Origin of the sequence: Bacteroides propionicifaciens DSM 19291 = JCM 14649 (genome assembly GCF_000375405.1) — a bacterium.
GTDB classification, from domain to species: Bacteria; Bacteroidota; Bacteroidia; order Bacteroidales; family Bacteroidaceae; genus Bacteroides_E; species Bacteroides_E propionicifaciens.
Window position 1 is genome coordinate 1 of sequence record NZ_AQWS01000025.1, and the last position, 26,679, is coordinate 26,679.

30 protein-coding genes and 1 tRNA gene are annotated in these 26,679 nt (G+C 38.4%); 12 read left to right on the forward strand and 19 right to left on the reverse strand.

Going from position 1 to position 26,679, the window contains the following annotated elements:
* Positions 1–123 (forward strand): transposase (locus B091_RS12000; RefSeq protein ID WP_018109566.1); only part of this gene is annotated, 123 nt, incomplete at its 5' end.
* Between the two features lie 100 nt (positions 124–223).
* Here the strand turns inward: B091_RS12000 and B091_RS0108435 are convergent.
* From B091_RS0108435 to rpmH, 8 genes are all read right to left on the reverse strand, one after another.
* A tRNA-Pro gene (locus B091_RS0108435) sits at positions 224–298 on the reverse strand.
* A 315-nt stretch (positions 299–613) separates the two neighbouring features.
* Positions 614–997 (reverse strand): rhodanese-like domain-containing protein, encoded by a 384-nt coding sequence (locus B091_RS0108440; protein ID WP_018109567.1) that lies wholly within the window; start codon positions 995–997, stop codon positions 614–616.
* Positions 994–1,656, reverse strand: a complete 663-nt coding sequence (locus B091_RS0108445) for a NigD1/NigD2 family lipoprotein (protein ID WP_025069542.1) — start codon at positions 1,654–1,656, stop codon at positions 994–996. The genes B091_RS0108440 and B091_RS0108445 overlap by 4 nt, the downstream gene beginning before the upstream one ends.
* Positions 1,653–2,807: a 1-acyl-sn-glycerol-3-phosphate acyltransferase gene (locus B091_RS0108450; RefSeq protein ID WP_025069541.1), complete on the reverse strand. Its 1,155-nt coding sequence runs from the start codon at positions 2,805–2,807 to the stop codon at positions 1,653–1,655. Before B091_RS0108450 ends, B091_RS0108445 begins: the two co-directional genes overlap by 4 nt.
* A gap of 11 nt (positions 2,808–2,818) precedes the next feature.
* The gene (locus tag B091_RS0108455; protein WP_018109570.1) at positions 2,819–3,799 is read right to left on the reverse strand and encodes a D-alanine--D-alanine ligase; all 981 of its coding nucleotides are present in this window, start codon (positions 3,797–3,799) and stop codon (positions 2,819–2,821) included.
* The gene (locus B091_RS0108460) at positions 3,796–4,866 is read right to left on the reverse strand and encodes an RluA family pseudouridine synthase (RefSeq protein WP_026166352.1); all 1,071 of its coding nucleotides are present in this window, start codon (positions 4,864–4,866) and stop codon (positions 3,796–3,798) included. The genes B091_RS0108455 and B091_RS0108460 overlap by 4 nt, the downstream gene beginning before the upstream one ends.
* 10 nt (positions 4,867–4,876) lie before the next feature.
* On the reverse strand, positions 4,877–5,500 hold the full coding sequence (locus B091_RS0108465) for a PASTA domain-containing protein (protein WP_018109572.1): 624 nt from the start codon (positions 5,498–5,500) through the stop codon (positions 4,877–4,879).
* Positions 5,501–5,729: 229 nt separating this feature from the next.
* Positions 5,730–5,885 carry a 50S ribosomal protein L34 gene (rpmH, locus tag B091_RS12005; RefSeq protein ID WP_025069540.1) on the reverse strand — a complete coding sequence of 52 codons (156 nt, stop codon included), beginning with the start codon at positions 5,883–5,885 and terminating at the stop codon, positions 5,730–5,732.
* Positions 5,886–6,110: 225 nt separating this feature from the next.
* Between rpmH and efp the strand changes: the two genes are divergently transcribed.
* The 5 genes from efp to B091_RS0108490 all read left to right on the forward strand — a co-directional run bounded on the left by efp (position 6,111) and on the right by B091_RS0108490 (position 9,720).
* A complete protein-coding gene (efp, locus tag B091_RS0108470; RefSeq protein WP_018109573.1) occupies positions 6,111–6,677 on the forward strand; it encodes an elongation factor P in 567 nt (188 codons plus the stop codon).
* A gap of 83 nt (positions 6,678–6,760) precedes the next feature.
* Positions 6,761–7,753: a glycosyltransferase family 2 protein gene (locus tag B091_RS0108475; RefSeq protein ID WP_018109574.1), complete on the forward strand. Its 993-nt coding sequence runs from the start codon at positions 6,761–6,763 to the stop codon at positions 7,751–7,753.
* Between the two features lie 45 nt (positions 7,754–7,798).
* Complete coding sequence (gene radC, locus B091_RS0108480) at positions 7,799–8,494, forward strand: RadC family protein (protein ID WP_018109575.1); 696 nt, start codon at positions 7,799–7,801, stop codon at positions 8,492–8,494.
* Between the two features lie 128 nt (positions 8,495–8,622).
* Entirely contained in the window at positions 8,623–8,937 is a 315-nt protein-coding gene (locus B091_RS0108485) for a metal-sulfur cluster assembly factor (RefSeq protein ID WP_018109576.1), read from the forward strand.
* 18 nt (positions 8,938–8,955) lie between these two features.
* The gene (locus tag B091_RS0108490) at positions 8,956–9,720 is read left to right on the forward strand and encodes a UDP-2,3-diacylglucosamine diphosphatase (RefSeq protein ID WP_018109577.1); all 765 of its coding nucleotides are present in this window, start codon (positions 8,956–8,958) and stop codon (positions 9,718–9,720) included.
* Positions 9,721–9,785: 65 nt separating this feature from the next.
* On the opposite strand, the gene B091_RS0108495 is transcribed toward B091_RS0108490, so the two are convergent.
* The 5 genes from B091_RS0108495 to pta all read right to left on the reverse strand — a co-directional run bounded on the left by B091_RS0108495 (position 9,786) and on the right by pta (position 15,181).
* On the reverse strand, positions 9,786–11,189 hold the full coding sequence (locus B091_RS0108495; protein WP_018109578.1) for an alkaline phosphatase: 1,404 nt from the start codon (positions 11,187–11,189) through the stop codon (positions 9,786–9,788).
* Between the two features lie 138 nt (positions 11,190–11,327).
* Positions 11,328–11,522 carry a hypothetical protein gene (locus B091_RS0108500; RefSeq protein ID WP_018109579.1) on the reverse strand — a complete coding sequence of 65 codons (195 nt, stop codon included), beginning with the start codon at positions 11,520–11,522 and terminating at the stop codon, positions 11,328–11,330.
* Positions 11,523–11,936: 414 nt separating this feature from the next.
* A complete protein-coding gene (locus B091_RS0108505) occupies positions 11,937–12,701 on the reverse strand; it encodes a DeoR/GlpR family DNA-binding transcription regulator (RefSeq protein WP_018109580.1) in 765 nt (254 codons plus the stop codon).
* Positions 12,702–12,948: 247 nt separating this feature from the next.
* Positions 12,949–14,145, reverse strand: coding sequence for an acetate/propionate family kinase (locus B091_RS0108510; RefSeq protein WP_025069539.1), 1,197 nt, complete (start codon positions 14,143–14,145; stop codon positions 12,949–12,951).
* Between the two features lie 19 nt (positions 14,146–14,164).
* On the reverse strand, positions 14,165–15,181 hold the full coding sequence (gene pta / locus B091_RS0108515; RefSeq protein ID WP_025069538.1) for a phosphate acetyltransferase: 1,017 nt from the start codon (positions 15,179–15,181) through the stop codon (positions 14,165–14,167).
* A gap of 250 nt (positions 15,182–15,431) precedes the next feature.
* Between pta and B091_RS0108520 the strand changes: the two genes are divergently transcribed.
* From B091_RS0108520 to B091_RS0108535, 4 genes are read left to right on the forward strand one after another with little or no spacing between them, the layout of a single operon-like run.
* Positions 15,432–15,770 (forward strand): CidA/LrgA family protein, encoded by a 339-nt coding sequence (locus tag B091_RS0108520; protein ID WP_018109583.1) that lies wholly within the window; start codon positions 15,432–15,434, stop codon positions 15,768–15,770.
* Positions 15,767–16,465, forward strand: coding sequence for an LrgB family protein (locus B091_RS0108525; protein ID WP_018109584.1), 699 nt, complete (start codon positions 15,767–15,769; stop codon positions 16,463–16,465). Before B091_RS0108520 ends, B091_RS0108525 begins: the two co-directional genes overlap by 4 nt.
* Positions 16,466–16,519: 54 nt before the next feature.
* Positions 16,520–17,440 carry a DUF2156 domain-containing protein gene (locus tag B091_RS0108530; protein ID WP_018109585.1) on the forward strand — a complete coding sequence of 307 codons (921 nt, stop codon included), beginning with the start codon at positions 16,520–16,522 and terminating at the stop codon, positions 17,438–17,440.
* 5 nt (positions 17,441–17,445) lie between these two features.
* The gene (locus B091_RS0108535; protein ID WP_018109586.1) at positions 17,446–18,468 is read left to right on the forward strand and encodes a GNAT family N-acetyltransferase; all 1,023 of its coding nucleotides are present in this window, start codon (positions 17,446–17,448) and stop codon (positions 18,466–18,468) included.
* Between the two features lie 20 nt (positions 18,469–18,488).
* Here the strand turns inward: B091_RS0108535 and cdaA are convergent, their stop codons facing one another.
* Both cdaA and folP read right to left on the reverse strand, forming a co-directional pair.
* Positions 18,489–19,253 (reverse strand): diadenylate cyclase CdaA, encoded by a 765-nt coding sequence (gene cdaA / locus B091_RS0108540; RefSeq protein ID WP_025069537.1) that lies wholly within the window; start codon positions 19,251–19,253, stop codon positions 18,489–18,491.
* Between the two features lie 25 nt (positions 19,254–19,278).
* Positions 19,279–20,142 (reverse strand): dihydropteroate synthase, encoded by an 864-nt coding sequence (gene folP, locus B091_RS0108545; RefSeq protein WP_018109588.1) that lies wholly within the window; start codon positions 20,140–20,142, stop codon positions 19,279–19,281.
* Positions 20,143–20,455: 313 nt separating this feature from the next.
* Here folP and B091_RS0108550 point away from each other — a divergent pair, with 313 nt between their 5' ends.
* Positions 20,456–21,766, forward strand: coding sequence for a UDP-N-acetylmuramoyl-tripeptide--D-alanyl-D-alanine ligase (locus B091_RS0108550; protein ID WP_018109589.1), 1,311 nt, complete (start codon positions 20,456–20,458; stop codon positions 21,764–21,766).
* Here the strand turns inward: B091_RS0108550 and B091_RS0108555 are convergent.
* A complete protein-coding gene (locus B091_RS0108555) occupies positions 21,761–22,150 on the reverse strand; it encodes a VanZ family protein (protein WP_025069536.1) in 390 nt (129 codons plus the stop codon). The two genes, B091_RS0108550 and B091_RS0108555, sit on opposite strands and share 6 nt — an antisense overlap.
* A gap of 76 nt (positions 22,151–22,226) precedes the next feature.
* Here B091_RS0108555 and B091_RS0108560 point away from each other — a divergent pair, with 76 nt between their 5' ends.
* On the forward strand, positions 22,227–23,108 hold the full coding sequence (locus tag B091_RS0108560) for a helix-hairpin-helix domain-containing protein (protein ID WP_018109591.1): 882 nt from the start codon (positions 22,227–22,229) through the stop codon (positions 23,106–23,108).
* Here the strand turns inward: B091_RS0108560 and B091_RS0108565 are convergent.
* Genes B091_RS0108565 through B091_RS0108575 form a run of 3 tightly spaced genes read right to left on the reverse strand, consistent with a single transcriptional unit; the run spans position 23,090 to position 26,628 of the window.
* A complete protein-coding gene (locus B091_RS0108565) occupies positions 23,090–23,746 on the reverse strand; it encodes an ABC transporter ATP-binding protein (protein WP_018109592.1) in 657 nt (218 codons plus the stop codon). The two genes, B091_RS0108560 and B091_RS0108565, sit on opposite strands and share 19 nt — an antisense overlap.
* Before the next feature lie 25 nt (positions 23,747–23,771).
* On the reverse strand, positions 23,772–24,485 hold the full coding sequence (locus B091_RS0108570; protein WP_018109593.1) for a tRNA threonylcarbamoyladenosine dehydratase: 714 nt from the start codon (positions 24,483–24,485) through the stop codon (positions 23,772–23,774).
* Positions 24,486–24,495: 10 nt separating this feature from the next.
* On the reverse strand, positions 24,496–26,628 hold the full coding sequence (locus tag B091_RS0108575) for a cation:proton antiporter (RefSeq protein ID WP_018109594.1): 2,133 nt from the start codon (positions 26,626–26,628) through the stop codon (positions 24,496–24,498).
* Positions 26,629–26,679 lie beyond the last annotated feature (51 nt).

Consider the following 26,679-nt stretch of genomic DNA (forward strand, 5'->3'; position numbering starts at 1 on the left):
AACCGTTCTACAAATGCATCAGCTGAAAGCTTCAATGCTAAAATAAAATCTTTTAGAGCTAGTTTAAGAGGAGTAAGAGATGTAAACTTCTTTATTTATCGCTTGACTAAAATCTATGCTTGATATGCAAATCCCACAGCTTTTCGGTATGATCCCTAGATAAGCTAATGACATAAAACACAATAAAAAAGGTCCTAGAAAATCTAGAACCTTTTTTATTGTGTCGGGGTACCAGGATTCGAACCTGGGACCCCCTGCTCCCAAAGCAGGTGCGCTAACCGGGCTGCGCTACACCCCGTTGCTAATCAGTAACAGTGTTTGTTTCTGAAAGCGATGCAAAGATAGGGCTTATTTTCAAACATGCAAAGTTTTAGCGCAAATAATTTACCACAAAAAGATATGTTTGTTATAAAACTATGACTAATAAAGCATTACCGCAAAAATTATTTTCACATACCAACAACTTATTAGAGGAGCTAAACAATAGTCAGTAATCAAATCTACGTGCCTTTCTATTTTCTAGACAATAACTCGCCACATATTATTACACACTATATCGGAAAGAGGGAAGACCGCTTGGTCTTCCCTCTTTCCGATATAGTTTAGAGAGTAATTACTTCTCTACAGGAAAATCATGCTCCATCCACGAAGTTATTCCACCAGCAAGTTCATATACTTTAAAGCCCTTTTCAGAAAGAATTGTAGACGCCTTCTTGCTTCGTCGTCCAGTACGGCAATAAATAGCTACAGGACGCTCTTTATCTAGGATATCAAGAGCTTTCTCAGTAAATAGCGAATCACCAAGATCAATTAGTATTGCTTGCCTAATGTGAAACTCCTCAAACTCTTCTTGAGAACGTACATCTAGAAGCTGAACAGTAGAATCCTCTAGAAGTTCTAGTAATTGCTCATTACTCTGTGAAGTGTAAGACTTGGAATTTCCTGAACAAGCAGAAATCATAACAAACAGTCCAACTATGTATAGAATCTTTTTCATAATGCACCTATATTAACTTCGTAATCCTTAAATCCATCTTTAGTTTTAAGCTTAAAAACAAGCTTAAAGGATTCACCCTGAAAGCGGTCATAATAAATAGATAACGGAATCGATACAATTAAGTTCTTCATTATAGCTAAAGGACCTTCTTCATTACGATGATAGAATTCTAACTTAACAATGTTAGAGTATATATCTAATGAGTTATCAACAAAGGCTAGTCTATGTTTAGCTAGATTGATAGCAGGAATAGCTAACTCAATATTCAAGAATTCTCCACCTTTCCAAATTCGTACAAGCTCAGCAGGATCTTGCTCATAAAAACCGATTTGATGCGGCCCATACGGAAAAACAACCTGTGTCGGGGCTATATCATAGATTATAGCTTCCATCTGTTCGTAAAAAGGCTCATATTTAGCAATTGCTCTGACACGAGTATCTTTAATAGCAGAAAAAGGACCACGATTGTTTTTAGATACAAAGAAGTTGTTTCCGTTATCAACTAGAATGTTATTCACATTACCATCAGAATCAACATCAGCAACAACCATATGCGTGGTGACACTGGGATATCGCAACCCCGACTCATCACTACAAGAAGTAATAAAAAGGGTTATGTATATTAAACTTGATAGAATATGAATTATTCTAGGTTTCATTTTTTAAGCCTGAGGTTATTTATTAGTGGATTAGCGTACATCAACAACATTTTATCGTGAAGGTAAGTCTCATCCTTATTTTCCATTTCAATTTTAGCTATTTGTTTCTCTACATACTTCAAGAATGTCTCTTTCTCTTGCGCCGAATACTTATCAGACATCTCATCGGTATCTAACAACAAATCATAAGCAACGTAGTTGCCAGGGTAGAATCGGTAGTTTAGATGAACTGTACGGTCTATAAGTTGAGAAACACGTGCAAACAACTCGGTGCGACTAGCTTTTTTATCGAAATCCATAGCAAGGATATCATCGCTGATACATTTACCTACATGAAAATGCACATGCCCCTTGTACCCAAACATACCAACCTCCATATTACGTAGGTCATCTTGTGTTGTTTTTTTGTACTCAGGGAAGTCGCGTTTGAGTTGAAACTCTTGTGCTTTTAAGTAGTCACAAGGGTCATATTCATAAGAGAGTGTTAGAGGAACAATATTCATTTTAGCCAAGCGCTCTTGAGCTGTACCATCACCACCCATCGCAAGCATCTTAAGAACGCTATCTTGCGTACGATCATCCGAGTCTTTAGCTCTTCCTTCACGTTGAGCAATCCAGATAGACTGTTTCTTGTCATTAATTGTATAGTGCATGTAGCGAGACATTCGTTTAGAAGACTCAAGCATCTGTCGCATTGTAAGCGCACGCTGAACAATGAACGATTTATTGACACGAACTAGCTTTTTGATCCAAGGGTAAATGAGAAGGTTATCACCAATGGCAATCTCTACAGTATCCAATCCACGCTCAACCAATAATATTGAAAGAAAGCCTGCATCAAGAATAATATCTCTGTGATTCGAAATATAGGTGTAAGCTTTTTCTCCCTCCAGATCGACATCTGAGTTTAAAGTTAAGCCATCGGTGTAATCGTTCGCTATTTTTTTAAGTATACCATAACAAAAAGCAACCTGAAAGTCTCGCTTGGTTTTACAATCGCGCATTTTATCAGCTACCACTTCAAATGGAACATTTGGAACAGTTAAACTAGCAGCACGTTGAAAAGCTGGGTCAGCTATTAGTTCCTCAAATATCTGAGGGAGTTCATCGTCATGATAGGGACGTATTTCGTCAAATTCTGTAATATCCATATATGGCATGATCATTGAAATTTATTTTCGATTATATCTGTCATAACATCCTTGATGTCTAAACCAGCAGCCCTTACCTGTTGAGGTATAAAACTAGTTGCTGTCATTCCAGGAGTTGTGTTGACTTCAATCAAATTTATCACTTTATTTTCTGTTATAATATAGTCTGCACGTATTATTCCAGAACAACCAATAATATCATAGATAGCAGAGGTTATTTTTTGTACTCTATCTGACAAATCTGAGTCAATACGAGCAGGAGTTATCTCATCCACTTGCCCGTTATACTTTGCATCAAAATCAAAGAACTCATTATGCGTTACTACTTCTGTAATAGGGAACACCACAGATTTATCTTTTGTTTTATAACAGCCACAAGTCACCTCAGTACCAGACACTAAGGCCTCAACTAATACTTCACTTGACTCCTTAAAAGCACGAGCAATAGCTGGCTGAATATCTTCAGGTGTTTTAACTTTTGACACGCCAAAACTAGATCCACCAGCATTGGGTTTAATAAAGCAAGGTAACCCAATCTTATCAATTACATCAGTCTCAGATATTATTTGTCCTGAACGCAACAGTAACGAGTCTGCAATACGAACACCAAAACTCTTTAAAAATTGGTTACAAACAAACTTATTAAAAGTTAAAGCCGAAGCTAAAACTCCACACGAAGAATACGGTAAACCGATAAGGTCAAAATATCCTTGTAGAACACCATTTTCACCTGGCGTACCATGAATAGTAATATAGGCAAAGTCAAACTTACAGGTTTTACCTTCAAGGTCAAAACTAAAATCGTGTCGATTAACAGGAGTGAAAGAATCATCACCCAACATAACTCGCCAATTGTCTTTTTGAACAATAACAACAAAAAGCTCATAACGAGATTTATCCATAAAAGAGTAAATACCCTCAGAGCTCTTTAGTGAGACAGGAAGTTCTGAACTATCACCTCCTGCCACAATAGCTATTCTGCGTTTTTTCATATATTTCTATTACTTATATAGTTCCTCCACTTATCCAATAACTCGGACATATCTGCCGGCATCTCAGAAGTGAAGTATAGTTCTTCTTTTGTCGTGGGATGTATAAAGCCTAAACTCAAGGCATGGAGTGCTTGACGGGGGCAAATTTTGAAGCAATTTTCCACAAACTGTTTATACTTAGCATAACTCGTACCTCGCAGAACCTCATTTCCGCCATAACGAGTGTCATTAAATAAAACATGACCAATATGTTTCATATGAACACGGATCTGATGTGTCCTTCCTGTTTCCAATCGACAAGCAACTAAGCTTACGTATCCGAAACGTTCCAAAACTTTATAGTGTGTTACAGCATGTTTACCTATTTCTGGATCATCAAATACGGCCATCTGCAACCTATTTTTAGGATTTCTTGCAAGATTACCTATTATAGTTCCCTCATCCTCGGTAAGATCACCCCAAACCAAAGCTCTATATTCTCGTTTAGTAGTTTTATTAAAAAACTGCAAAGCCAAATCGGTTTTAGCTTCTGGAGTTTTAGCGACTACTAAAAGCCCAGAGGTATCTTTATCTATTCGATGAACTAATCCCACACGAGCATCGTTGGGATCGTAATTAGGGTCGCTCTGAAGATACCAAGCCAATGCATTGACCAAGGTTCCGCTGTAATTTCCATGACCAGGATGAACCACCAGCCCGGCAGGCTTATTAACAATCATCAATTGATCATCTTCATACACTATATCAAGGGGAATATCTTCGGGAATCACTTTAAACTCCACAGGAGGAGTTGTCATGAATATAGTAATTACATCAAAGGGTTTAACCTTATAACTACTCTTTACTGAAACATCGTTTACCTTAACAAAGCCTGCATCAGCGGCTTTTTGGACCTGATTACGAGAGACCCTCTCTAAACGGTCACATAAAAACTTATCTATACGAATCAGTGTTTGTCCTTTATCTACGACAATCCGATGTCTTTCATATAATAATTCATCAGATGACGAGCCGTCAATTTCTTCGTCGAAGTCATCTAACGTTAACACAGAATCTTCATTTATCATATAATTACTATCAATTAAACCAGCTTTCATCAACTGTTGATTTTTCAGTTAATCCATCCGTATTTTCCAGATCAACCTCCAAGGAATCTACATCAGATTCTGTAGTACCATCACCCACAACCAATGTCAAAGTAGCACCTACGGGGGCACTTGCACTAATCGGGAGAATTTGCCCTCTATACTTAACCTCATATACCCAGTCTTTTTGACCACTGATATACTCATCCTCTGTGAGCTTGAAACCTACAGAAAGAATACGAGCTCTAGCCTGTCTAGCTGAGCTATTGTCTGCAACATCAGGAACAGGAAGCAAGGGAACACTCTTCGTATTGATATTTAAATATATAGTTCGACCTTTCTTGACTTGCTTACCCACTGAAGGTATATAGTCCAATACTCGACCAGGGACTTCATCTCTAACATAGGTCGAATCTGAAACCAAACAATTAAGCCCATACCTTTTGAATACAGACTCAGCTTCGGCCACAGATAAACCTTTAACATCAGGAACAATAATCGCTTCTCCATGGCGAGTAAACTTGTCAATACCCTGGAATACACCATAGACTATCAAAACAAGCACAACTCCCATTACTATGATATTGATTACTAAAGCTAGTAATTTCTTTTTCATGGCTAATTATTTAACTCTCAACCGATTTACGATAAAGATTAATTCAAGTTGTAAATATAATATATTTAGACGATAGACTCGCTATCCATACTTAGATTTTATACCTTCTCCACCCTAGTAAAGCCTATAGCTTTACTAGCCAGACACAATTAGATATAAACAAAAAGAAGCAAAGGCTTAAAACTCCTTTACTTCTTAATTTCATCAATACTTAGGAAATACATCCTAATTATCTTCCGTTGTATTCGTCTGATACAGTTAATCTTTTTCTACCCTTAGCACGACGTGAAGCTAAAACTCTACGACCGTTTGCTGAAGCCATTCTCTCACGGAAACCGTGTTTATTCTTTCTCTTTCTATTAGAGGGCTGATATGTTCTTTTCATTGTAATATATTGTTATGATGTTATTTCCTACATGTATTCGGGGTGCAAAAATAGGAACTTCCTATGTAAAAAGCAAGAAATAATTCTTTTTAGTCAAACATTTTGTGTTTTTTGTCTATTTAGCTTATTTTTGCAAGGTATGAGAGGGTATAAATCATTGAGCACAGAAGTTCATTATCATTCTTTACAAGTTAATACAATTTATATAAATTAAAAAACAATAGCATGGCTACTACAGCAGATATTAAAAACGGAATGTGTATAGACCTTGATGGACATTTTTACTTCATCAGCGAATTCCTTCATGTCAAACCAGGCAAAGGCGCTGCTTTTGTTCGCACAAAACTTAAAAGTGTAACTACAGGTAGAGTAATTGATAAGACTTTCAATGCTGGGGTGAAGTTAGAAGAGGTTCGTATTGAGCGTCGTCCTTTTCAATACTTATACCAAGACGATATGGGCTATGTGTTTATGAACCAAGAAACATTTGACCAAATCACAATTGACAAAAATGTAATTACTGGTGTACAGTTCCTTAAAGAAGCTGACGTTGTTGACGTAGTAAGTCACGCAGATACTGAAACAGTTCTTTATGCAGAAGTTCCTGCAAAAGTTCAACTTAAGGTTACTTATACTGAGCCAGGTCTTAAAGGTGACACAGCAACTAACGCTAGCAAACCTGCTACTTTAGAAACTGGGGCTGAAGTAAGAGTTCCTTTGTTTATCAACGAAGGAGAAATTATTGAAATCGACACACGTACCAGCGAATATACTGGTCGTGTAAAAGCATAAAACACTTTATAGTGACATAAAAAGGTGGTAACTCAAGCTGAGTTTACCACCTTTTTTGTACATTAACTCAAAATCAAGTACAGATGCTCTATTCTTTTATCATCCCCGTTTATAACCGCCCAGAAGAGGTTGACGAATTACTCGAAAGTTTAACTCATCAGACTCTAAAGAACTTTGAGGTGCTTATTGTTGAGGATGGCTCAAAAGAGCGGTGTGAACACATTCTTAAGAAATACACCGATCAGCTCGACCTTCACTACTTTTTCAAACCAAATAGCGGACCTGCCGACTCTAGAAATTTTGGAGCAAAACAAAGCAAAGGGGAGTTCTTAATCATTTTAGACTCCGATTGCATTGCACCTTCAACCTATCTAGAAGAGGTTGATAGAGCAATCACAACCAACAGCATTGAAGCCTATGGCGGACCCGATGCCGCTCACGATTCATTCACACCGATACAAAAAGCCATCAACTATGCCATGACATCGTTCTTTACTACCGGTGGAATACGTGGAGGAAAGAAAAAAATGGATAAGTTTTATCCACGAAGTTTTAACTTGGGCATTAAGAAAGAAGCCTTTGAGCAACTCAATGGATTTTCATCTGATATGCGATTTGGCGAAGACATCGATTTCAGCATCCGAATCTATCAGAACAATTACAACTGTACCTACCTCCCACAAGCTTGGGTTTACCACAAAAGGAGATCTAATTTCAGACAGTTCTTCAAGCAAGTCCATAATTCAGGAATTGCCCGAATCAACCTATTTAAGAAATACCCTTCATCATTGAAACTAGTACACCTATTACCTACCCTCTTTACGCTGGGCACAATAGTGCTTCTACTTGGAAGCCTTGTCTCACCTTGGCTATTGCTTCCTTTAGCAATTTACAGTTTACTCGTTTTTATAGATTCGAGTATACAGAACAAGAGTTTTAAAATAGGAGCCTTATCAGTTTTGGCATCTTTTGTCCAGCTCCTGGGGTACGGTTCGGGATTTCTATTGGCATGGTGGAAACGCTGTATTCTCAAAAAGGATGAATTTGCGGCTTTCAACAAAACCTTTTACAAATAAACACCTTATAATCAACCTATAGTTTTATTAACCTATCAAATACTAATGAACAGTTCGAACAAACTTTCGATGTCTCAATGGGCTGAAGAAGACAAACCACGAGAAAAACTAATAAGTAAAGGAGTTGAACAGTTATCGACAGTAGAACTTATCGCTCTTTTACTTGGCTCAGGTAGCCGAGAAGAAAGCGTTATTGATCTAGCCAGAAACCTTATGAAGTATTGCTCCAACGACTTAAGTCAACTCTCAAAGTGGAATGAAGCTGAATTTCTAAACTTCAAAGGAATAGGGATAGCCAAATACGCAACTCTCAAAGCAGCCCTAGAACTAGGCAAGCGTAGACAAATGCAGGACACTAAAGAGCGAAACACCTACCAATATTCATCTGACATCTACAGGTTGTTTCATCCAATCCTTCGCGATGCTACACATGAGGAGTTCTGGATTCTACTACTCAATCAGGCCTGCCGAATCATTAAGTACACACAAATCAGTACGGGAGGCATAGACGGCACCTACGCCGACGTCCGACTCATCCTTAGAGAAGCTATTTTAAATCGAGCAACACAGCTTGTACTGATACATAACCACCCCTCGGGTAACACTCAACCAAGCGTTAACGATAAGCAACTTACACAGCGCATCAAGGAAGCAAGTAAAATAATGAATATATTGCTCGTAGAACACCTAATTATTACTGACGGAAGCTATTATAGTTTTGCAGACCACGGATTGATCTAATACAAACAAAATAGATTAATTTACTCTATTTTGAATGAGCAAACTAAGGAAACTTTTTTTCAACAAAAGTGTTCATTAAAAAGAAAAGCTTTAGCTTTGTCTAATCGATAATTATAGATTTAAAAGTTATGACTAGTAAATTTGATATAGAACAGAAGATCGTTGAGATGATCAAAACGGTCTACGATCCCGAGATACCTGTTAATATTTTAGACTTAGGCTTAATCTACGAGATAGATGTTGCTGACGACTTTAATACCACAATAACAATGACCCTCACTGCGCCTAATTGTCCGGCAGCAGACTTCATACTTGAAGATGTACGTCAAAAAGTAGAATCCATCGAGGAAATAAAGTCGGTAACTATCAACTTGACTTTTGAACCCGAGTGGAACCGCGATATGATGAGCGAAGAGGCACTTTTAGAGTTAGGATTTCTATAACCCTATAAAAAGTGATAAATGAAAAACATATACTTTCTTTCTGATGCCCATCTAGGATCAAGAGCCATTAAACATAAGCGAACACAAGAGCGCAAACTTGTGCGTTTTTTGGATGAGATCAAAGATAAGGCTTCAGCAGTTTATTTATTAGGTGACATTTTTGACTTTTGGTACGAATACAAAGAAGTCGTCCCAAAGGGTTATACGCGCTTTTTAGGTAAGCTATCTGAGCTAACCGATAATGGTGTCGAAGTACATTTTTTTATCGGTAATCACGACATTTGGTGCGATGACTATCTAGAGAAGGAGTGTGGAGTAATTATGCATAGAAGCCCTTTTACCACAGAGATCAATGGCAAAGTATTCTATTTAGCACATGGGGACGGACTGGGAGACCCAAGTAAAACATTCAAAATACTTAGAAAAATGTTTCACAGTCGATTCCTTAAATGGTGCTACTCCAACTTACACCCACGCTGGGGAATAGACTTCGGACTAAGCTGGGCTAAGCACAGCCGCGAAAAGAGAGTAAATGGCAAAGACCCCGACTATTTGGGCGAGAACAAGGAGTTTTTAATCCGTTACAGTAAAGATTACTTAAAGGAGCATCCCGATATTAACTTCTTTATTTACGGACATCGCCACATCATGCTCGATCTTATGCTATCGCGGGATACCCGAGCAATCATATTAGGTGATTGGATTAATTATTTCTCTTATGCTGTTTTTGATGGAGAACATCTGTTTTTAGAGCAATACCTTGAAGGAGATACACAACTATAAACAAAAATCGCCACTACAAACTAAATTGTAGCGGCGATTTTGTTTTCACTTTATGCTCACAGTTCTTACCACTTATAACCAGCAGCTTTAGCTATCTTTCTAGGAATATCGATGTTGTTTTGCTTAGCACTGAACATCTCTGCGCCTACACCTATAGCATAAACAGGCACATAGTTGGCAGAGTGTGAGTGACTCGCCCAAGCCACCATAGCAATTTCATTCATAACCTCTTTTGCACGAGAAGCTAGTGGTTCTGTTTTGGTGTACATACTCTCTTCAAAGCTATGTTTCTTACTAACAAAACTACTTTCGAATTCATCTCTAAGCTTACGCTCTTGAGCCCAAGTCAACTGCAGTTCATCCCAAAAACCCATATATTCAGATAAAAACTCTTTCATGTCATCCCAAGTCACATTATTGTTTTTGGTTTTACGAAGCACACTCATCAAGTTAGACAACTCACCTGCCGAAACCTCTTGATGTTCCAAAGCTTTCAAGTTGAGCTCATACTTACCAGTACCTAGAGCTAGACCTCCTGTTTCATGATCGGCTGTAATAACAATTAATGTCTCCTTTGGGTGCTTTTTATAGAAGTCCAATGCGTGAGCTACCGCATTATCGAAATCTACAACCTCAGCAAAAGTTGTAGCAGCATCGTTATCATGCGAAGACCAATCAATCTTTCCACCCTCAACCATCAAGAAGAATCCTTTTTTATTCTTGTAGGATAGGTGATCAATTGCTGCCTTAGTTATTTGCTCCAAACTCAAATCACCCTCTTTGCGATCAATTGCATAAGGGAGTGAATAGACATCCCTACCCTCTTCTTGCATAAGAATTACCTTTTCTCCACGCTTAGAGTTAGTATAGTCGTTTAAACCCTTATAAAACTTATAACCTGCGTTATCAAAAGCTTGATAAATACTAGGAGCTTTCTCTCCTTCAAAAGTTTCGTCTGCTTTCAGAAAGCCTGACCCACCATAGAAGTCAAAGTCGGCAAGAACTAAATCATGCGCAATCTCATAGTACATATCTCGATCGGGTTGATGCGCATAAAAAGCAGCAGGTGTAGCGTGATCAATGCTCACACTTGTAATAATCCCGACCTTATTACCAGCCGATTTTGCTCGCTCAGCTACAGTTTTTAGTGGTTTTTTATCAAAATCAACACCGATGGCCCCATTATAGGTTTTCTCACCTGTAGAGAGTGCCGTACCCCCCGCAGAAGAATCAGTGACGGAGTTGGTCATAGAATATGTCGTAGCTACGCTCATTACAGGAAACTTAGAGAACAATAAAGCCTCAGTTCCAATAATACCCTCTTTTTCGGCAAGGTACATTTCTGTTCCGTTGACATGATCAACGCCCATACCATCACCAATAAAAAAGAATACATACTTAGCCTTACCCCCTGCAAAGATTGAGAGTGGAAGACAAAGCAAAATAAAAAGATAGAGTGTCTTTTTCATACTGAAATAGTTATTTATGATAGATAACAAATATACAAAAGCAGATAAAAAAAATCGCATACAAAGAATTTAATTCTTTTATATGCGATTGATCTTAGAAGTTCTAAAATTCAAAATAGTTAATTCTTCTTCCATCATCTAGAAAATAGTTTTATTAGAATTTTTAATTATTCCCGAAAAGTCTACTAAATTGAACATATCTTTCAAAAAAGAGAGCACCTCCACATAAGTAGTTGACTCCATTTGCTCATCTTGTATTCTTCTCATTCCTTCAACATCAAGAGTATAAGCTTTTGTATCCTCTTGAATTTTCATCTCGCAAATCTTAGACATAATTCAGTTCTTTAAACAGTTAATAGAAGCAAATACCTCCATAACGGAGCTATTATATAAAATAGACATTCACTACAACAAATATAACAATCCTTTTGGTTTTTCCAAAGATTCAGACTAATATTTAATCAAATCTTAACACAAGCTATAAGCATAGTAGTTCACACCCAACCACCTAACTAGGAGATAATAAGATAACATATTTTATCAGATAAAAGTTCAGAATAGACCATTATTTATTTTCTATAAGAGTTAGACCTCGTATTTAGTCTATTTTACACTAAAAAAGGACAGGTAAACAATAATAAATAAGCATCAAGAAGACGCAGAATCACATAAAGCAGAAATCAAAAATTAACATTAGTTTATTGACATAGCTAGTTTACTCTAAAATTATATTTGAATAATTAATCCTTACACAAGCGTCACTTCAATCCCCAATTCTCTAATTTGCTCTACGATATGCATCGGTGCATTGGAGTCGGTAATAATTTGGTGTATTTGATTAATCTCACATATTTTACAAAAACCACGCTGCCCAAATTTAGACGAGTCTGTAAGGACTATAACCTTATCTGAAACCTCTATCATCTTTTGATTGATATAGGCCTCATTCATATCACTAGCCGTCAGACCTGAGTTTAGGTCAATTCCATCTACTCCTATAAAAAGTTTATTACAAGCCAGGTTATTCAACATCAATTCAGCATAATGTCCTATGATAGATACAGAGTTCTTGCGTAGGGTTCCACCAAGCTGAACCAGTTCAATATGAGGATGTCGGCATAGAGATAACGAAACCTTAACCGATGAGGTAATTACGGTAAGATGCTGTTGAATATCTATGCACTGAGCAAAAGAAAGAAGGGTACTACCCGAGGCTACAATAATTTTATCATCAGGATTGAGAAGCTTTGCAGCTGCCAACGCTATTTTTTTCTTTTCAAGAATATAAAACTTCTCTTTTTCATCAACATGCTTATCCGAAATAAGTGAATTTAATGGGCTTGCACTCCCATGGTTTCGGATTAAGAGTTTCTTATCCTCCAATATACGTAAGTCCTTTCGTATGGTAACTTCTGAAACCCCTAGATTATGACTCAGCTCTTGAACCCTGACAATGCCTTCTTTCTTGAGGTGATTTAAAATATATTGGTGTCTTTGAGTGATATTCCTCATATATAGTTATTTTAGAATTTAAGGAGCAAGTCTAGTTTGAGTTTTCAATTTAAAAACTCAAAGTTAGAGCTTTACAACTTAATCACAAAGTATAGTTTACAAAATCGAGTTGACTAAAATTTAGCGAACAAATCAAAACTCAACTAAATAAAGGAAAATCAAGAAGATATAAAGCATAAAAAAGAGAGTCACTGAAAATATTATTCAGTGACTCTCTTTCAATTTATTCTAATCAACAAGCTCAGTCTTAAAGATTAAGCAAGGTTTTTGTATCAAGAGCAATCATATACTCCTCATCGGTTGGTATAACTACAACAGTTACTTTCGAATTGTCAGTACTAATGACTTCAGTACCTCTGCAAGCCAAATTTTTAGCTTGATCCAACTCTACACCCATAAACTCGAGTCCTTTACAAGCTGCTGCTCTACAAATGTCGGAATTTTCACCCACACCACCTGTAAATACGATGGCATCAACACCACCCATAGCTGCTGCATAAGCACCAATATATTTCTTAAGGCGATAGAAGTAAACCGATCTAGCCAATAAAGCTTTTTCGTTGCCAGAAGCAATAGCTTCATTAATCTCACGCATATCCGAAGACACGCCAGAAAGACCTAGAAGACCACTCTGTTTATTAACCATATTAGATACTCCTTGAGCATCCAAATTCTCTTTTTCCATTAAGAAGGTCAATGCGCCAGAGTCAACATCCCCCGCACGAGTACCCATCATCAAGCCCTCTACTGGTGTAAGCCCCATAGAAGTATCAACAGACTCGCCGTTAACAACAGCAGTAATAGAACCACCGTTACCAATATGACAAGTTATAATTTTATTGTTTTTGGGATCAAGTTTTAGCATTTCAATAGCCTTTATGCTTACATAGCGATGGCTAGTTCCGTGGAAGCCGTAACGACGAACACCATATTTTGTATAGTATTCGTAAGGCAATGCATACATGTATGCATAGTCTGGCATCGTTTGGTGGAAAGCAGTATCAAAGACACCTACTTGAGGTACACTTGGCAATAAGCTTTTGATGGTGTCAATACCCTTAAGGTTTGCAGGGTTATGAAGAGGTGCCAAATCAATACAATTTTTCACTTCTTGGATAACTTCATCGGTAATAACAACCGAGTGGTTAAACTTTTCACCACCATGTACAACACGGTGACCTACAGCAGTGATTTCATCAAGTGATTTAATACAACCATACTCTTTACTAACTAAAGTATCTAGGATGAATTCTACACCTACTGTATGTTCGGGAATTTGTTTAGTCAGTACTACCTTTTCGCCCGATGGTAAGGTGAACTTTAAGAAAGAGCCTGGTAGCCCTATCTTTTCTATTCCTCCCTGCCCAATAATTGTAGAATTCTCCATATCAAAAAGCTGATATTTAATTGAAGAACTTCCACAGTTTAATACTAAAATCTTCATGTTATTTAATTTGATGTTATTATTTGTTTTTTGATGCTATCGCTTGATTAGCTGTAATTGCAACCATAGTGTAAATATCACTAATAGAGCAACCACGCGACAAGTCATTAACAGGAGAAGCAATACCTTGTAGGATTGGGCCAACTGCTTCAGCATGTCCTAAACGTTGCACCAATTTGTATGAGATATTACCAACCTCAAGGTTTGGAACAATCAGAACATTAGCGTGACCTGCAATTGCAGAACCTGGAGCTTTTGTTTCACCCACCGAAGTAACCAACGCTGCATCAGCCTGAAGCTCACCATCAATCAAAAGATGAGGAGCTTTAGCTTTAGCCAATTTAAGAGCCTCAACAACCTTATCAACAGCAGGACTTGAAGCAGAACCTTTAGTTGAGAAGCTTAATAGAGCTACTTTTGGTTCTTTAATACCACCAACACATTGAGCTGTGTCAGCAGTTGAAATTGCTATTTCAGCCAATTGCTCAGCTGTAGGATCTGGAGTTACAGCTACATCACTCATAAATAGTAATCCGTTTTGTCCACAATCAGGAGCCTTAGTCAAGAGTAGCATAGCACCCGACACACAGCTAATACCTGGAGCTGTTTTGATAATTTGTAAAGCTGGACGCAATACATTTCCTGTTGTATTACGAGCACCAGCTAACTGGCCATCGGCATCACCATTTTTAATCATAAGACAACCAAAGAATAAAGGATCTTCAACCTTTTTCAAAGCCTCTTCAGGAGTCATTCCTTTGCTCTTTCTTAAGTCGAAAAGTAGGTTTGCATACTTTTCTTTTTGAGCTGAAGTAGCTGGGTCAATAATTGTTGCTTTCTCAATATTACCCAAGCCCCATTCTTTAGCCAAAGACTTGATTTCACTAGGATTACCTAAAAGGATTAGATCGGCCACGCCGTCGGTTATCAACTGATTAGCTGCTTTTAATGTACGTTCTTCAGTGCCTTCGGGTAACACAATACGCTGACGATTGTCTTGCGCACGCTTTACGATCTCATTTATTAAACTCATGATTATTGTATTTATACTATTATTTAAAATGTTATTCTTAAGTCTGGACTACAAAAATACATAATATTGCAATATCTACATTACAATATGCGGAGATTTATAGCCTTGCATTCATTTTTCAAGAAATGCAATGTTATCTTTTAAAGATAGAACATCTTAGACAAATAACAACCCATAATAAAATAATTTAATTAATTAAATTCATTGGTTTCAATTTTATATACCTTTGTGCTGTTTTTAAAATAGGTATATTATGATACGGCAAAGTGCCATTCTTTTCGGCTGTTTAGCCTTAGGCGAACTAATTGTTTACCTTACGGGAGTAAAGCTCCCCTCAAGCATTATTGGAATGCTTCTACTTACTCTTTTGTTACGTTTAGGTTGGGTCAAACTCCATTGGGTACAAGGGATGTCGGACTTTCTAGTTGAAAATCTAGGTTTCTTTTTTATCCCACCAGGTGTAGCGTTAATGTGTTATTTAGACATTATCAAAGCACAATTTTGGCCCATAGTTATCTCTACTTTAATAAGTACAATCATCGTGCTTGTAGTTACAGGATGGGTTCACCAATTAATACGTAAAATCAAATGACAAGTTTCTTTGAAAATCAGTTTTTCTTAATTGCGGCCACATTTATCTTATTTTTCTTTGCCAAGTTGCTTCAAAAGAAAACACAAATCCTTCTGCTTAACCCCATTCTTATCACTATAGCGATCCTTATTATTTTTCTGAAATGTTTCGACATCAGCTATAGCACCTACAGTCAATCGGGAAAGCTCATCGAGTTTTGGCTAAAGCCAGCTGTAGTTGCATTGGGCGTACCTTTATACTTGCAGCTCGAAACAATTAAGAAACAATTTATCCCTATTTTCCTCTCACAGTTTGCAGGTTGTACTATTGGTGTAATATCGGTAGTCCTAATCGCTAAATTAATGGGAGCCGATCAAGAAGTAATCCTTTCGTTAGCTCCCAAATCGGTAACTACACCAATTGCAATGGAAGTGACACAATCGATAGGTGGAATCCCTTCACTTACCGCAGCTGTTGTCGTTTGTGTAGGGCTATTAGGGGCGATTCTAGGCTTTAAAACCATGAAGCTCATGAAAGTCCATAGCCCAATAGCTCAAGGCTTAGCCATCGGAGCTGCAGCGCATGCTGTAGGAACTTCGACAGCAATGGAAATTAGTCGTAAATATGGAGCCTATGCAAGCTTAGGTTTAACACTAAACGGAATTTTAACTTCTATTTTAACACCTTCAATTCTGAGATTAATGAACGTTTTGTAACAAAATGAGGCTTACTTTGTTATTAAAGTACTTACAAAACGTAACACTAATTTTATGATCGCATTTAAAGATATCGAAATATCTGATAAAGAAGCCATTACTAAATATACGATGACTAGTGACAGACGAAATTGTGATTTGTCATTTTCGAACCTTTGTAGCTGGCGATTCTTATACAATACGCAATACGCAATAGTTAATAATTTTCTAGTTTTAAGATTTTGGAGAGATGGAGAACTAGCCTACATGATGCCTGTTGGAAATGGCAATCTAAAGGAAACCATCAAGCTTCTGATTCTTGATGCTAGAGCACAAGGACAACCCTTCCGAATGCTTGGTGTTTGCAAAGGTATGCAGGCAGATTTGGAAAATATTCTGCCCGACAAGTTTGTGTACACTACCACCCGTGACTTGGCCGACTATATTTACCTGAGAACAGATTTGGCAACCCTCAAAGGAAAAAAGTTTCAATCTAAACGAAACTTCACCAATCGATTCAGGAGAGCAAACCCTAACTACGAGTATGCACCAATTACACCTCAGAATATAGACGAGTGCCTAATCCTCGAAGAAAAATGGTGTAAAACCAACGACTGCGACGAGTTTGAAGATACCGATAACGAGAGAAAAGCATTGACTTTTGCGCTTAAAAACTTTGAAGCAATTGGTCTTACGGGAGGCCTTCTTCGCTTAGACGGGGAGATTATTGCATTCACCTATGGCATGCCGATCAACCACGATACTTTTGGTGTACACGTCGAAAAGGCTGACACAGAAATTGAAGGGGCTTATGCCATGATTAATATGGAGTTTGCCAACCGCATACCAGAGGAGTATACGTATATTAACCGTGAAGAAGATTTAGGAGTACCAGGTCTTCGCAAAGCCAAACTCTCTTATAACCCTGCGATTTTGCTTGAAAAGAGTATGGTAAACCTACTTCAAGACGAACCTGTTGAACTTATTAATTGGTAACAAAAATGACAAAGAAAGAGGAAGCTAGAAAGCTTTGGGAGATGTGCTTTGACGATTTCCCAGGTTTTACGGAGTTGTATTTTAGAAAGCGTTATACCGACGATAACACCATTGCTGTTTATCACGATAAGGAGATGATTTCTGTTCTACAGCTATTACCTTACCCTTTTCATTTTCTAAATCAAACAGTAGATTCTGCCTATATATCGGGAGCATGCACCCATGTCGAATATCGAAAAAAGGGTGCTATGCACGAACTCTTAGTAAAGAGTTTAACCCACTTGGCTCAGACCAATATCCCTATTTGTACACTTATCCCTGCCGAAGATTGGCTATTTGGGTATTATCAAAAGACTGGATTTGAGACCGTGTTTTATAACTCTACCCCAGAACTTCACCTAGCCGATTTAACCACAAAAGACGAGATCGTAGTGAGTTTTAATGACGAGTTAGACGAGCAAACCTTTGTCTACTTCGACCAAAAAACACGTGACCGTAAAGCAGTTTTACTTCACACCCCCCAAGATATGGATGTCGTAATGGAAGACTTGCTTATGGCTCAGGGGAAGCTTTTTATTGCTCGCCAGCATAAAGAAATAGTGGGTTTAATCTTTGCTTTTTACGATACAAAACAGAAAACAGTTTACATCAATGAGGTGTTAGCCAACAACTGCACCATCAAGCAAGAGCTGTTCAAAGGGGCAGCCAAATACTTTGGATCTTCTATTATTAAGGTGGTTTCTCCAGCACACCACCTCCCCAAACAACCCTTTGGAATGCTAAGAATAGTACTCGCTCTACCCCTTCTTGAGGTGTTTGCAAAAGCTAATCCTGAATGGAAAGAGCTACTTATCATTGAAGACACTATTGTTAAGGAGAATAAGGGAACCTATAAAATTCAAGATGGTAAAGTAGATTTTAGTCCAAGACGGACGACTAGCAAAAAGGCCAGAAAACTCAGCATTAACGAGTTGACACTAGAACTTTTCGAAAACTTAAACCCCTATATGAGCTTAATGCTCGATTAACTAAGTATGAGTTACTGAGACTACTCCTCTTTTGAGAGGAGGGTTTCAAGCTCTTCTGCACTCAAATTTAGGTAAAACTGACCCTGATAAGCAACACTAATTCCACCAGTCTCTTCCGAAACAATAATAGCATGTGCATCTGTCTGCTGAGAGATTCCCATGGCTGCACGATGCCTTAAGCCAAGTTCTTTTGGAATATTCATATCGTGCGATACTGGTAAGATACATCCAGCAGCCCGAATCTTTCGTTTGTTAACAACCATTGCTCCATCGTGCAAGGGACTGTTTTTAAAGAATATATTCTCAATCAAACGTTGCTTAATGTCTGCATTAATCTCTTCACCCGTAGCAACAACTTCATCTAGGGGGAAAGTATGTTCGATCACAATTAATGCACCCACCTTTTGTTTACTCATATTTAGGCAAGCCATGACAATAGGGAGTATCGTGTCGTGCTCCACTTTTTTCTCAACATGACCCGTAAAAAAGCGAACCAGCCGCCTGACGTTTCGATGTGAACCTAGATTGAATAAGAACCGACGAATTTCATCTTGAAACAAGATAATCAGGGCCACTACACCCACACTGACTAGCTTGTCAAAAATAGAGCCAAGTAAACGCATCTCGAAAATCTGAGTTACCAATAGCCAAATAATGACAAACACCAATATGCCAGTAAACAAGTTGATTGAACCCGTAGATTTCATCAACTTATAGGTATAGTAAAGTAGCGCTGCTACCAGTAGGATATCAATAAAATCCTTGACACTAAAATCAAAAAACACGATAGTTATATTTTTTAGATTTGGCCTAACGCTCTAGGGAGTCAGACTCTTTAATCTTATTAATGATCTCAACAACTTCTACTGCTTGGGCAACATCGTGGACTCGCAAAATATTGGCCCCACGCTCTAAGGCCAACGTATGTAAGACAGAAGTACCGTTTAAAGCCTCCTCGGGAGTAGTACCAAGCAACTTGTAAATCATAGACTTACGCGAAACACCCACCAATATAGGTAAATCAAATATAGCAAACTCGTCAAGTGCTGCTAATAATTCATAATTCTGTGTCAGTGTTTTAGCAAAGCCGAAACCAGGATCGAGTATAATATCATTAACACCCAGCTCTTGAAGCAACCCGACTTTATGAGAAAAATATTCAAAGACCTCTTTCAGGAAATTCTCGTAACCCAAAGAGGCCTGCATTGTCTGTGGCGTACCACGCATATGCATAATAATATAAGGCACATGAAGCCTAGCCATAGTTTTGAACATATTCTCATCCATCTGCCCAGCCGAAATATCGTTAATTAGGCCTACGCCATACTCTTCAACACACATTCGTGCAACATCTGCTCGAAAAGTATCTACTGAAATCACAGCATCAGGTGCTACCTGATAGATACTCTTCAAACCAAAGCGTAACCGATCCATCTCCTCTTCTTGAGATACATCGGCAGCACCAGAGCGTGACGAATAAGCCCCAACATCAATGATACTTCCTCCCTGATTTAAAATCTCAAGGGTACGATCAGCAATAGCTTGACTAGTCTGTGTCCTACTTGCCGCATAAAAAGAGTCGGGCGTAAGATTAAGAATTCCCATTACCTGAGGGCAGGATAAGTCTACAAGCTCTCCTTTAAGATTGATATATCGGGGACAAACACTGTTCATAACTCTATATTTTAAATGACCTCTTACAAATGTAAATAAATAAATTGGCTAAGCATTTAGATTTAGCCCGAAAAGCAAGTAAGGCAATAAACCAAAATGAGCTAGTGGTAACTAGTAAACCAGTAGCTCGGAGCATCAAAGCGAGTAAGTAGGAAATAACATACCACCACGGATAAAAATAAGCCATAGAATAAACTAGTTGTCCATAAAATCGTTTATATTTATTCAAATATTGATGAAGCCTCACAAAACAGCTCTCGGATATATAGCCTACTTTTGTAGACGACTAGTTAAGAATATAAAACACAGAAGAATGTATATAAAGTCACTTTACGAATATTTCAGAACCTGCGATTACAATGTAACCACAGACAGCCGAAATTGCCCTAAGGGTGCTTTGTTTTTTGCACTAAAAGGAGATAATTTTGATGGCAACAAATACGCTGCTTCAGCACTCGAAAACGGTGCTGCTTATGCAGTAGTCGATAACCCTGAGGTGATCCCTTCGCATACGGATCGCTATATATTGGTACACGACACATTATTGGCTCTACAACTTATGGCCAATTACCACAGACAGCTCTTGGATATCCCTCTTATCGCTATTACGGGCACAAATGGTAAAACAACAACCAAGGAGTTAATTGCTGCAGTACTTGAAAAGACTTATAAGGTGCATTATACCAAGGGAAACCTCAACAACCATATTGGTGTACCCTTGACACTTCTTGGACTAAAAGCTTGGCACGAAATTGGAGTTATTGAGATGGGTGCAAACCACCCAGGAGAGATTAAGGATTTAGCTCGAATCGTACAACCCAGTTGTGGAATTATTACAAATGTTGGTAAGGCTCACTTGGAAGGGTTTGGTTCTTTTGAGGGTGTAGTTAGCGCTAAGGCCGAACTTTACGATTACCTCCGACTCAGCAGAGATAGTACCGTGTTTTTGAACAACGACGACAAGCTGCTCAAAGACAAAGCCGAGGGGATAAATCATCGTCTAACTTACGGTGTTACTCAAGAGGCTGACGTTTGCGGCAAGAAATCTTCCGACTCGATCACGCTAACCGTAGATTGGAATGAATCAAAACGTCCCGAAAACAAATACACCGTAAACACGCAATTGGTAGGTGATTATAATTTATATAATGTACTTTCGGCCATTACAATAGGATTATACTATAAGGTTCCTTCGCAAGATATAAATCAAGCGTTGAGCGAATATAGCCCTTCGAACAACAGGTCACAACTCAAGTCTACTGCAAAAAACAAGCTAATTATTGATGCCTACAATGCAAACCCTACAAGTATGCATGCTGCCCTAAAAAACTTCAGCCAAATCAAAGCTAAACATAAATTGGCAATCCTTGGTGATATGAGAGAGTTAGGACAAGACAGTGATGTGGAGCATCAAAACGTGCTCAATTACCTTAACTCAACCCCAGATATTAATCAGGTTTACCTCGTTGGGCAGGAGTTTGGCAAGCTAGATTCAAAATACAATAACTTCGAAGATGTTGATAAACTCATTGAAGACCTAAAAGCAAATCCTATTGAAGATCATACGATCTTGATTAAGGGATCAAACGGAATCAACTTATCTAAAATAGTTGAATTCTTATAAATTGCGTTTCTCAAACCAAGTCCTAAAAAAGAAAAACATAAGTAGCGAGGCAAGCAACGCACCTGCGCAATTGGCTAAAAAGTCGAACCAATCGCCACCACGGTAAGTTGTATAGTGGGCTTGGATAAGCTCAAAGAGACCACCAATGAAGCATGGAAGAATAAAAGCAATAGTCCAGCCCCAACAAGGTTGGACTATTTTAAATCTAAACAGGTCAAACCAAAGTGTTACGGATAGTCCAAAATACATACTCCCATGCACAAGTTTATCTAAATGAGGAATGGTACTAATCCCTAACGATCCTGAAGGTTTAAAGAACGACAAGTAACAGATTACGAGTAGGACAAGAAGTGAGAGGGGAAATTTTGATACTATTTTTTGCATAAAATCTTAATTTGTAGAGCCGAATATAGTTGAATTTATTTAAATTAGACTCCTCTATCAACCTTAGTTAAGCCCCATGCAATGGAAAGACTTCCTTTATTTTAGCAAACGAGAACGAAAAGGCATACTTATTCTACTATTCCTAATCGCTATAATAAGCGTTGGCATTGAAATAGCCAATAAGCTGACAAAGCAAAATCAGAATACAGCTGATCTGCCCGAGGAGACTCAACATAAGTTTCAGGAATATCTGAGTTGGCAGAAAGGGCTAAAACCAAAACCCACTCAAATAAAATCCACCTTCGATCCAAACATCTGCTCACTTAACCAGCTAATTGAGCTGGGAATACCACTAAAAGTAGCTAAGAATATCGTTAGCTACAGAAAAGCAGGCGGTGTATACCATAAAAAAGAAGATCTACTCAAGCTCTACAATATAGACCAAACAACCTATGCTATCCTAGCCGACTATGTTGAGATAAAAAGCACAAAAGCCAGTAGCAAGGTGAAAACTCAAGCTAAAAAACAAAAGCCTACACAAAAGTTTATCATCACCCAGAAACTTTCTCTTGGTACTCAACTGGCTTTAAACGATTGTGACACAGTAGAACTCAAGAAAGTACCAGGTATAGGCTCTTACACAGCTCAAAAAATTTGCAGATACCGACAACGCCTAGGAGGATTCTACACCACAACTCAGCTACACGAAATTGGGTTGAGCCAAGAGCTGGACAGTTGGTTTACAATTGATAGTACAAGAATACAAAAACTTAAACTCAACGAGAGTAGCTTTCAGACATTGGTACGCCATCCCTACCTAAGTTATGAACAGGTTAAAGCTGTATTCAACTTCAAACGTAAACATGGCAAAATAAAAAGCATCAAACAGCTCCAATTACTTGAAGAGTTTGATGCCCATACAATCAACCAATTAACACCTTATCTGTCTTTTAACTGACCATCAACAAGGTGAATAGTTCTATCGGTAAGTTCTGCTAATTTCTCATCGTGAGTTACGATTACAAAGGTTTGCCCCAATCGGTCACGCAAGTCAAAAAAAAGCTGGTGTAAGTCTTCTTTGTTTTGAGTATCCAGACTCCCCGAGGGTTCATCGGCCAACACTACCGCTGGGTCATTAACCAAAGCACGAGCTACAGCTATACGCTGTTTTTCACCACCCGAAAGCTCATTGGGCTTATGCTCAGCCCGATCAGATAACCCCAACATTGTAATTAAGTCGAGTGCTTTGTCTTGAGCCTCAGGCTTTGACATACCACCAATCAGAGCAGGCATCATCACGTTCTCCAAAGCGGTAAACTCGGGAAGTAACTGATGGAATTGAAATATAAAACCAATCTCTTGATTCCTAAATCTAGCAAGCTCTTTATCTTTTAGTCCACTGATTCGCTGGCCATTAATCACAATAGAACCAGAGTCGGGTTTATCTAGCGTCCCTAGAATCTGCAATAATGTAGTCTTTCCCGAACCACTAGGACCAACAATGCTGACCACTTCGTTTTTATCAATTGTAAGGTCAATTCCTTTGAGCACTTGCAAAGCGCCAAAACTCTTGGTTATATTTTTAATTTCAATCACATCACTTGGTTTTAGTTCAGACCTATTAAATCTGTTTTATTACATACTCCGCTAAGAAACAACCAAACACAGCTGGCATATAGCTAACTGTCCCACAAGTCGATTTCTTGTTTTGTTCGTTTTCGATCAGTATAATTGCCTCAGGGTTGGGCATCTCTTTACTGTAAACAACAGGCAGTTTTTTACGCTCACCCATGATCTTAAAAAGTCTTTTACGTACAGCTCTGCTCAACTTACAGTTGACACATTTCCATATATCGTTAAATCCTACTTGTGTTATATCCGACTTAGCACCTGCTCCCATACTCGAGACTATTGGTATATCTCGTTTGAAAGCCTCAATAATTAGGAAGCACTTGGGAGATAATGTATCGATAGCATCGACTACAAAATCGTAGGCTGAACGATCGAACAGTTCTGCTATGGCCTCATCTTTGATAAAAAGGGGCAGTAGATTGAGCTCCACATCGGGGTTAATTTGTTTTAATCGCTCACCCACAACTTCAACTTTCTCACGACCTACAGTAGAGTGTAATGCAGGCAATTGTCGGTTAATATTACTGGGTTGGATAGTATCTCCATCAACTAGGGTCAACCGACCAACTCCTGCTCTACACAAGAGTTCTGCAGTATATGATCCAACTCCACCAACACCAACAATCAACACATGTGCCGCTGAGAGTCTTTTCATTTTGTCTTCACCAAAGAGTAGTGAAGTTCTTTCTTTCCATTGCTCCATCAAATATATATTACTTCTGAAATAAATTAGTAAACCACTGTACCACCTGCTGACAAATACCCACGTTGGTTTGTCTTATTGGTGCTGCAAATGTAATAACCTCATGTGAATCTCCGAACTGATCGGGGTAAAGAATTGCTAAACTATTATTAGAAAAGTATTTAGAAAGTAGGTTCGGTAACTCTTCAAAAGAGTTACGATAAGAGATTGAACCTCTACGGGCACTCACTACCACAAAAAGATGGTCGTAATGTACTTGCTGGGTTAGCAACAACAGGTCGTCCCAGTGTTCGAGCTCACTATACCCTACACGCAAGGCTTTATAGTGATGATCTATATATCCTTTGATATAACCTAGCGTATTTTGATCGGCAAAAAAATGTACCCTACACCCCAGTTGTCCACCCATACGACACAAGCGAGTTATCCATTTGGTGAAACCCGACTCTTTCTCAGCGCGAGGAGGAACCGCTACAATAATTTTACGTAGGGTATTGACAGGCATGAGTGCACGAACAATAAAGATCTGCTTATTGGTCGAATTCAGAAGGTTTATTGATTTAACTCCAAAGAAGGAGTCAACAATATTGGCCTTCTTGTGCAAGCCAATAACAACATCTGTAATACCCTGCTCCTTAATGGTGTGTAACACTCCTGAAACAACACTAACATCGAATCGCATAATGGTCTGAATATCCACATCACCAGCTGCCCCAATTGAAGAGGCATGCTTTAGGCATTGCTGACCTCGAGCCTCAACCTTGTCTGAAACAAGTTCATCGTTAATAATATGGATAGCCACTAAAGAATCTTTGACTTTTTCGTCTCTAATGAGCAAAGCCATATTGATTAGGTCTTCAATGGTATTGGGGTTAGCTACAGGAATAAGGATACGCTCCTCCTCCTTTTTCTTATCATCTTTCGAATCGAAGCTATCAGAGGATAGTGCAATCTTTCGAGCAGCACGTTCGGTCACGATCGAGCTTATCAGACAGGTAAACAGAATCATAACTACCGTACCGTTAAGTACATCATCGCTTAGCAAAGGAACTCCAGGTGAAACCTCTATTTTGTTACCCACCAACACTGCAGCCAGCGTAGCAGCAGCTTGGGCATTACTTAAACCAAAGATTATGGAACGTTCGGATTTTTTTAGCTTATAAATCTTCTGGGTAGCGAGTGCTGCCAACCACTTCGAGAGTGTAGCAATCACAGTCATCACAACAGCCACCTTAAGCGCTTCACCACCTTTGAACATGGCACGAACATCGATAATCATACCTACACCAATAAGAAAGTAAGGTATAAATAGCGCATTGCCCACAAACTCCAAACGATTCATTAAAGGAGATAATTTGGGTATCAATCTGTTGAGCACAAGCCCAACCAAGAAAGCACCTAATATACCTTCAAGACCTGCCAGTTCGAGCAAGCCTCCACCAAAAAACACAATAGAGAGGACAAAGACAAACTGCATAATATTGTCTTCGTATTTTCTGAAAAACCAACGAGCAATGCGAGGAATTAGCAGAATAATTAGCACAACAACAACTAAAACCTTTAGTGTCATCAGGTACCAAAAATACTCACTGATTCCACCCTTATACATCCCTGCAATAACAGCTAATATTATTAGAGCAAAGGTGTCGGTGATGGCTGTTCCGCCAATGGTAATCCCAACACTTCGAAGCCTGGATAAACCATATCTGCTAATAATGGGGTATGAGATTAACGTGTGAGAGGCATACATACTGGCTAGCAAAACCGAGGTTATAATGGAGTAATTAAGTATATAAACGCTGCTTACAACACCCAAGGCCATAGGAATTGAGAAGGTTAGTAATCCAAAGACCAAGACTTTAGCCCGATTAGCCTTAAAGTCTTCCATATCCATCTCTAGTCCTGCCAAAAACATAATATAATAGAGCCCGACCTTACCAAACAACTCAAAGCTACTGTCGCGTTCTAAAATATTAAAACCGTATTGTCCGATAACAACACCAGCCAAAATCATACCTATGATATGCGGAATACGCAGCTTTCCAAGTAGCATTGGGGCAAAAAGAATAACCAATAAGACTAGTAAAAAAATCCAAGTAGGATCGGTAATTGGCAAATGCTCACTTATAGTTAGCCAACTCATAATTTCTTAGTTTTGAATGTTACCACAAAGAAACTTAAAACAATTATTATA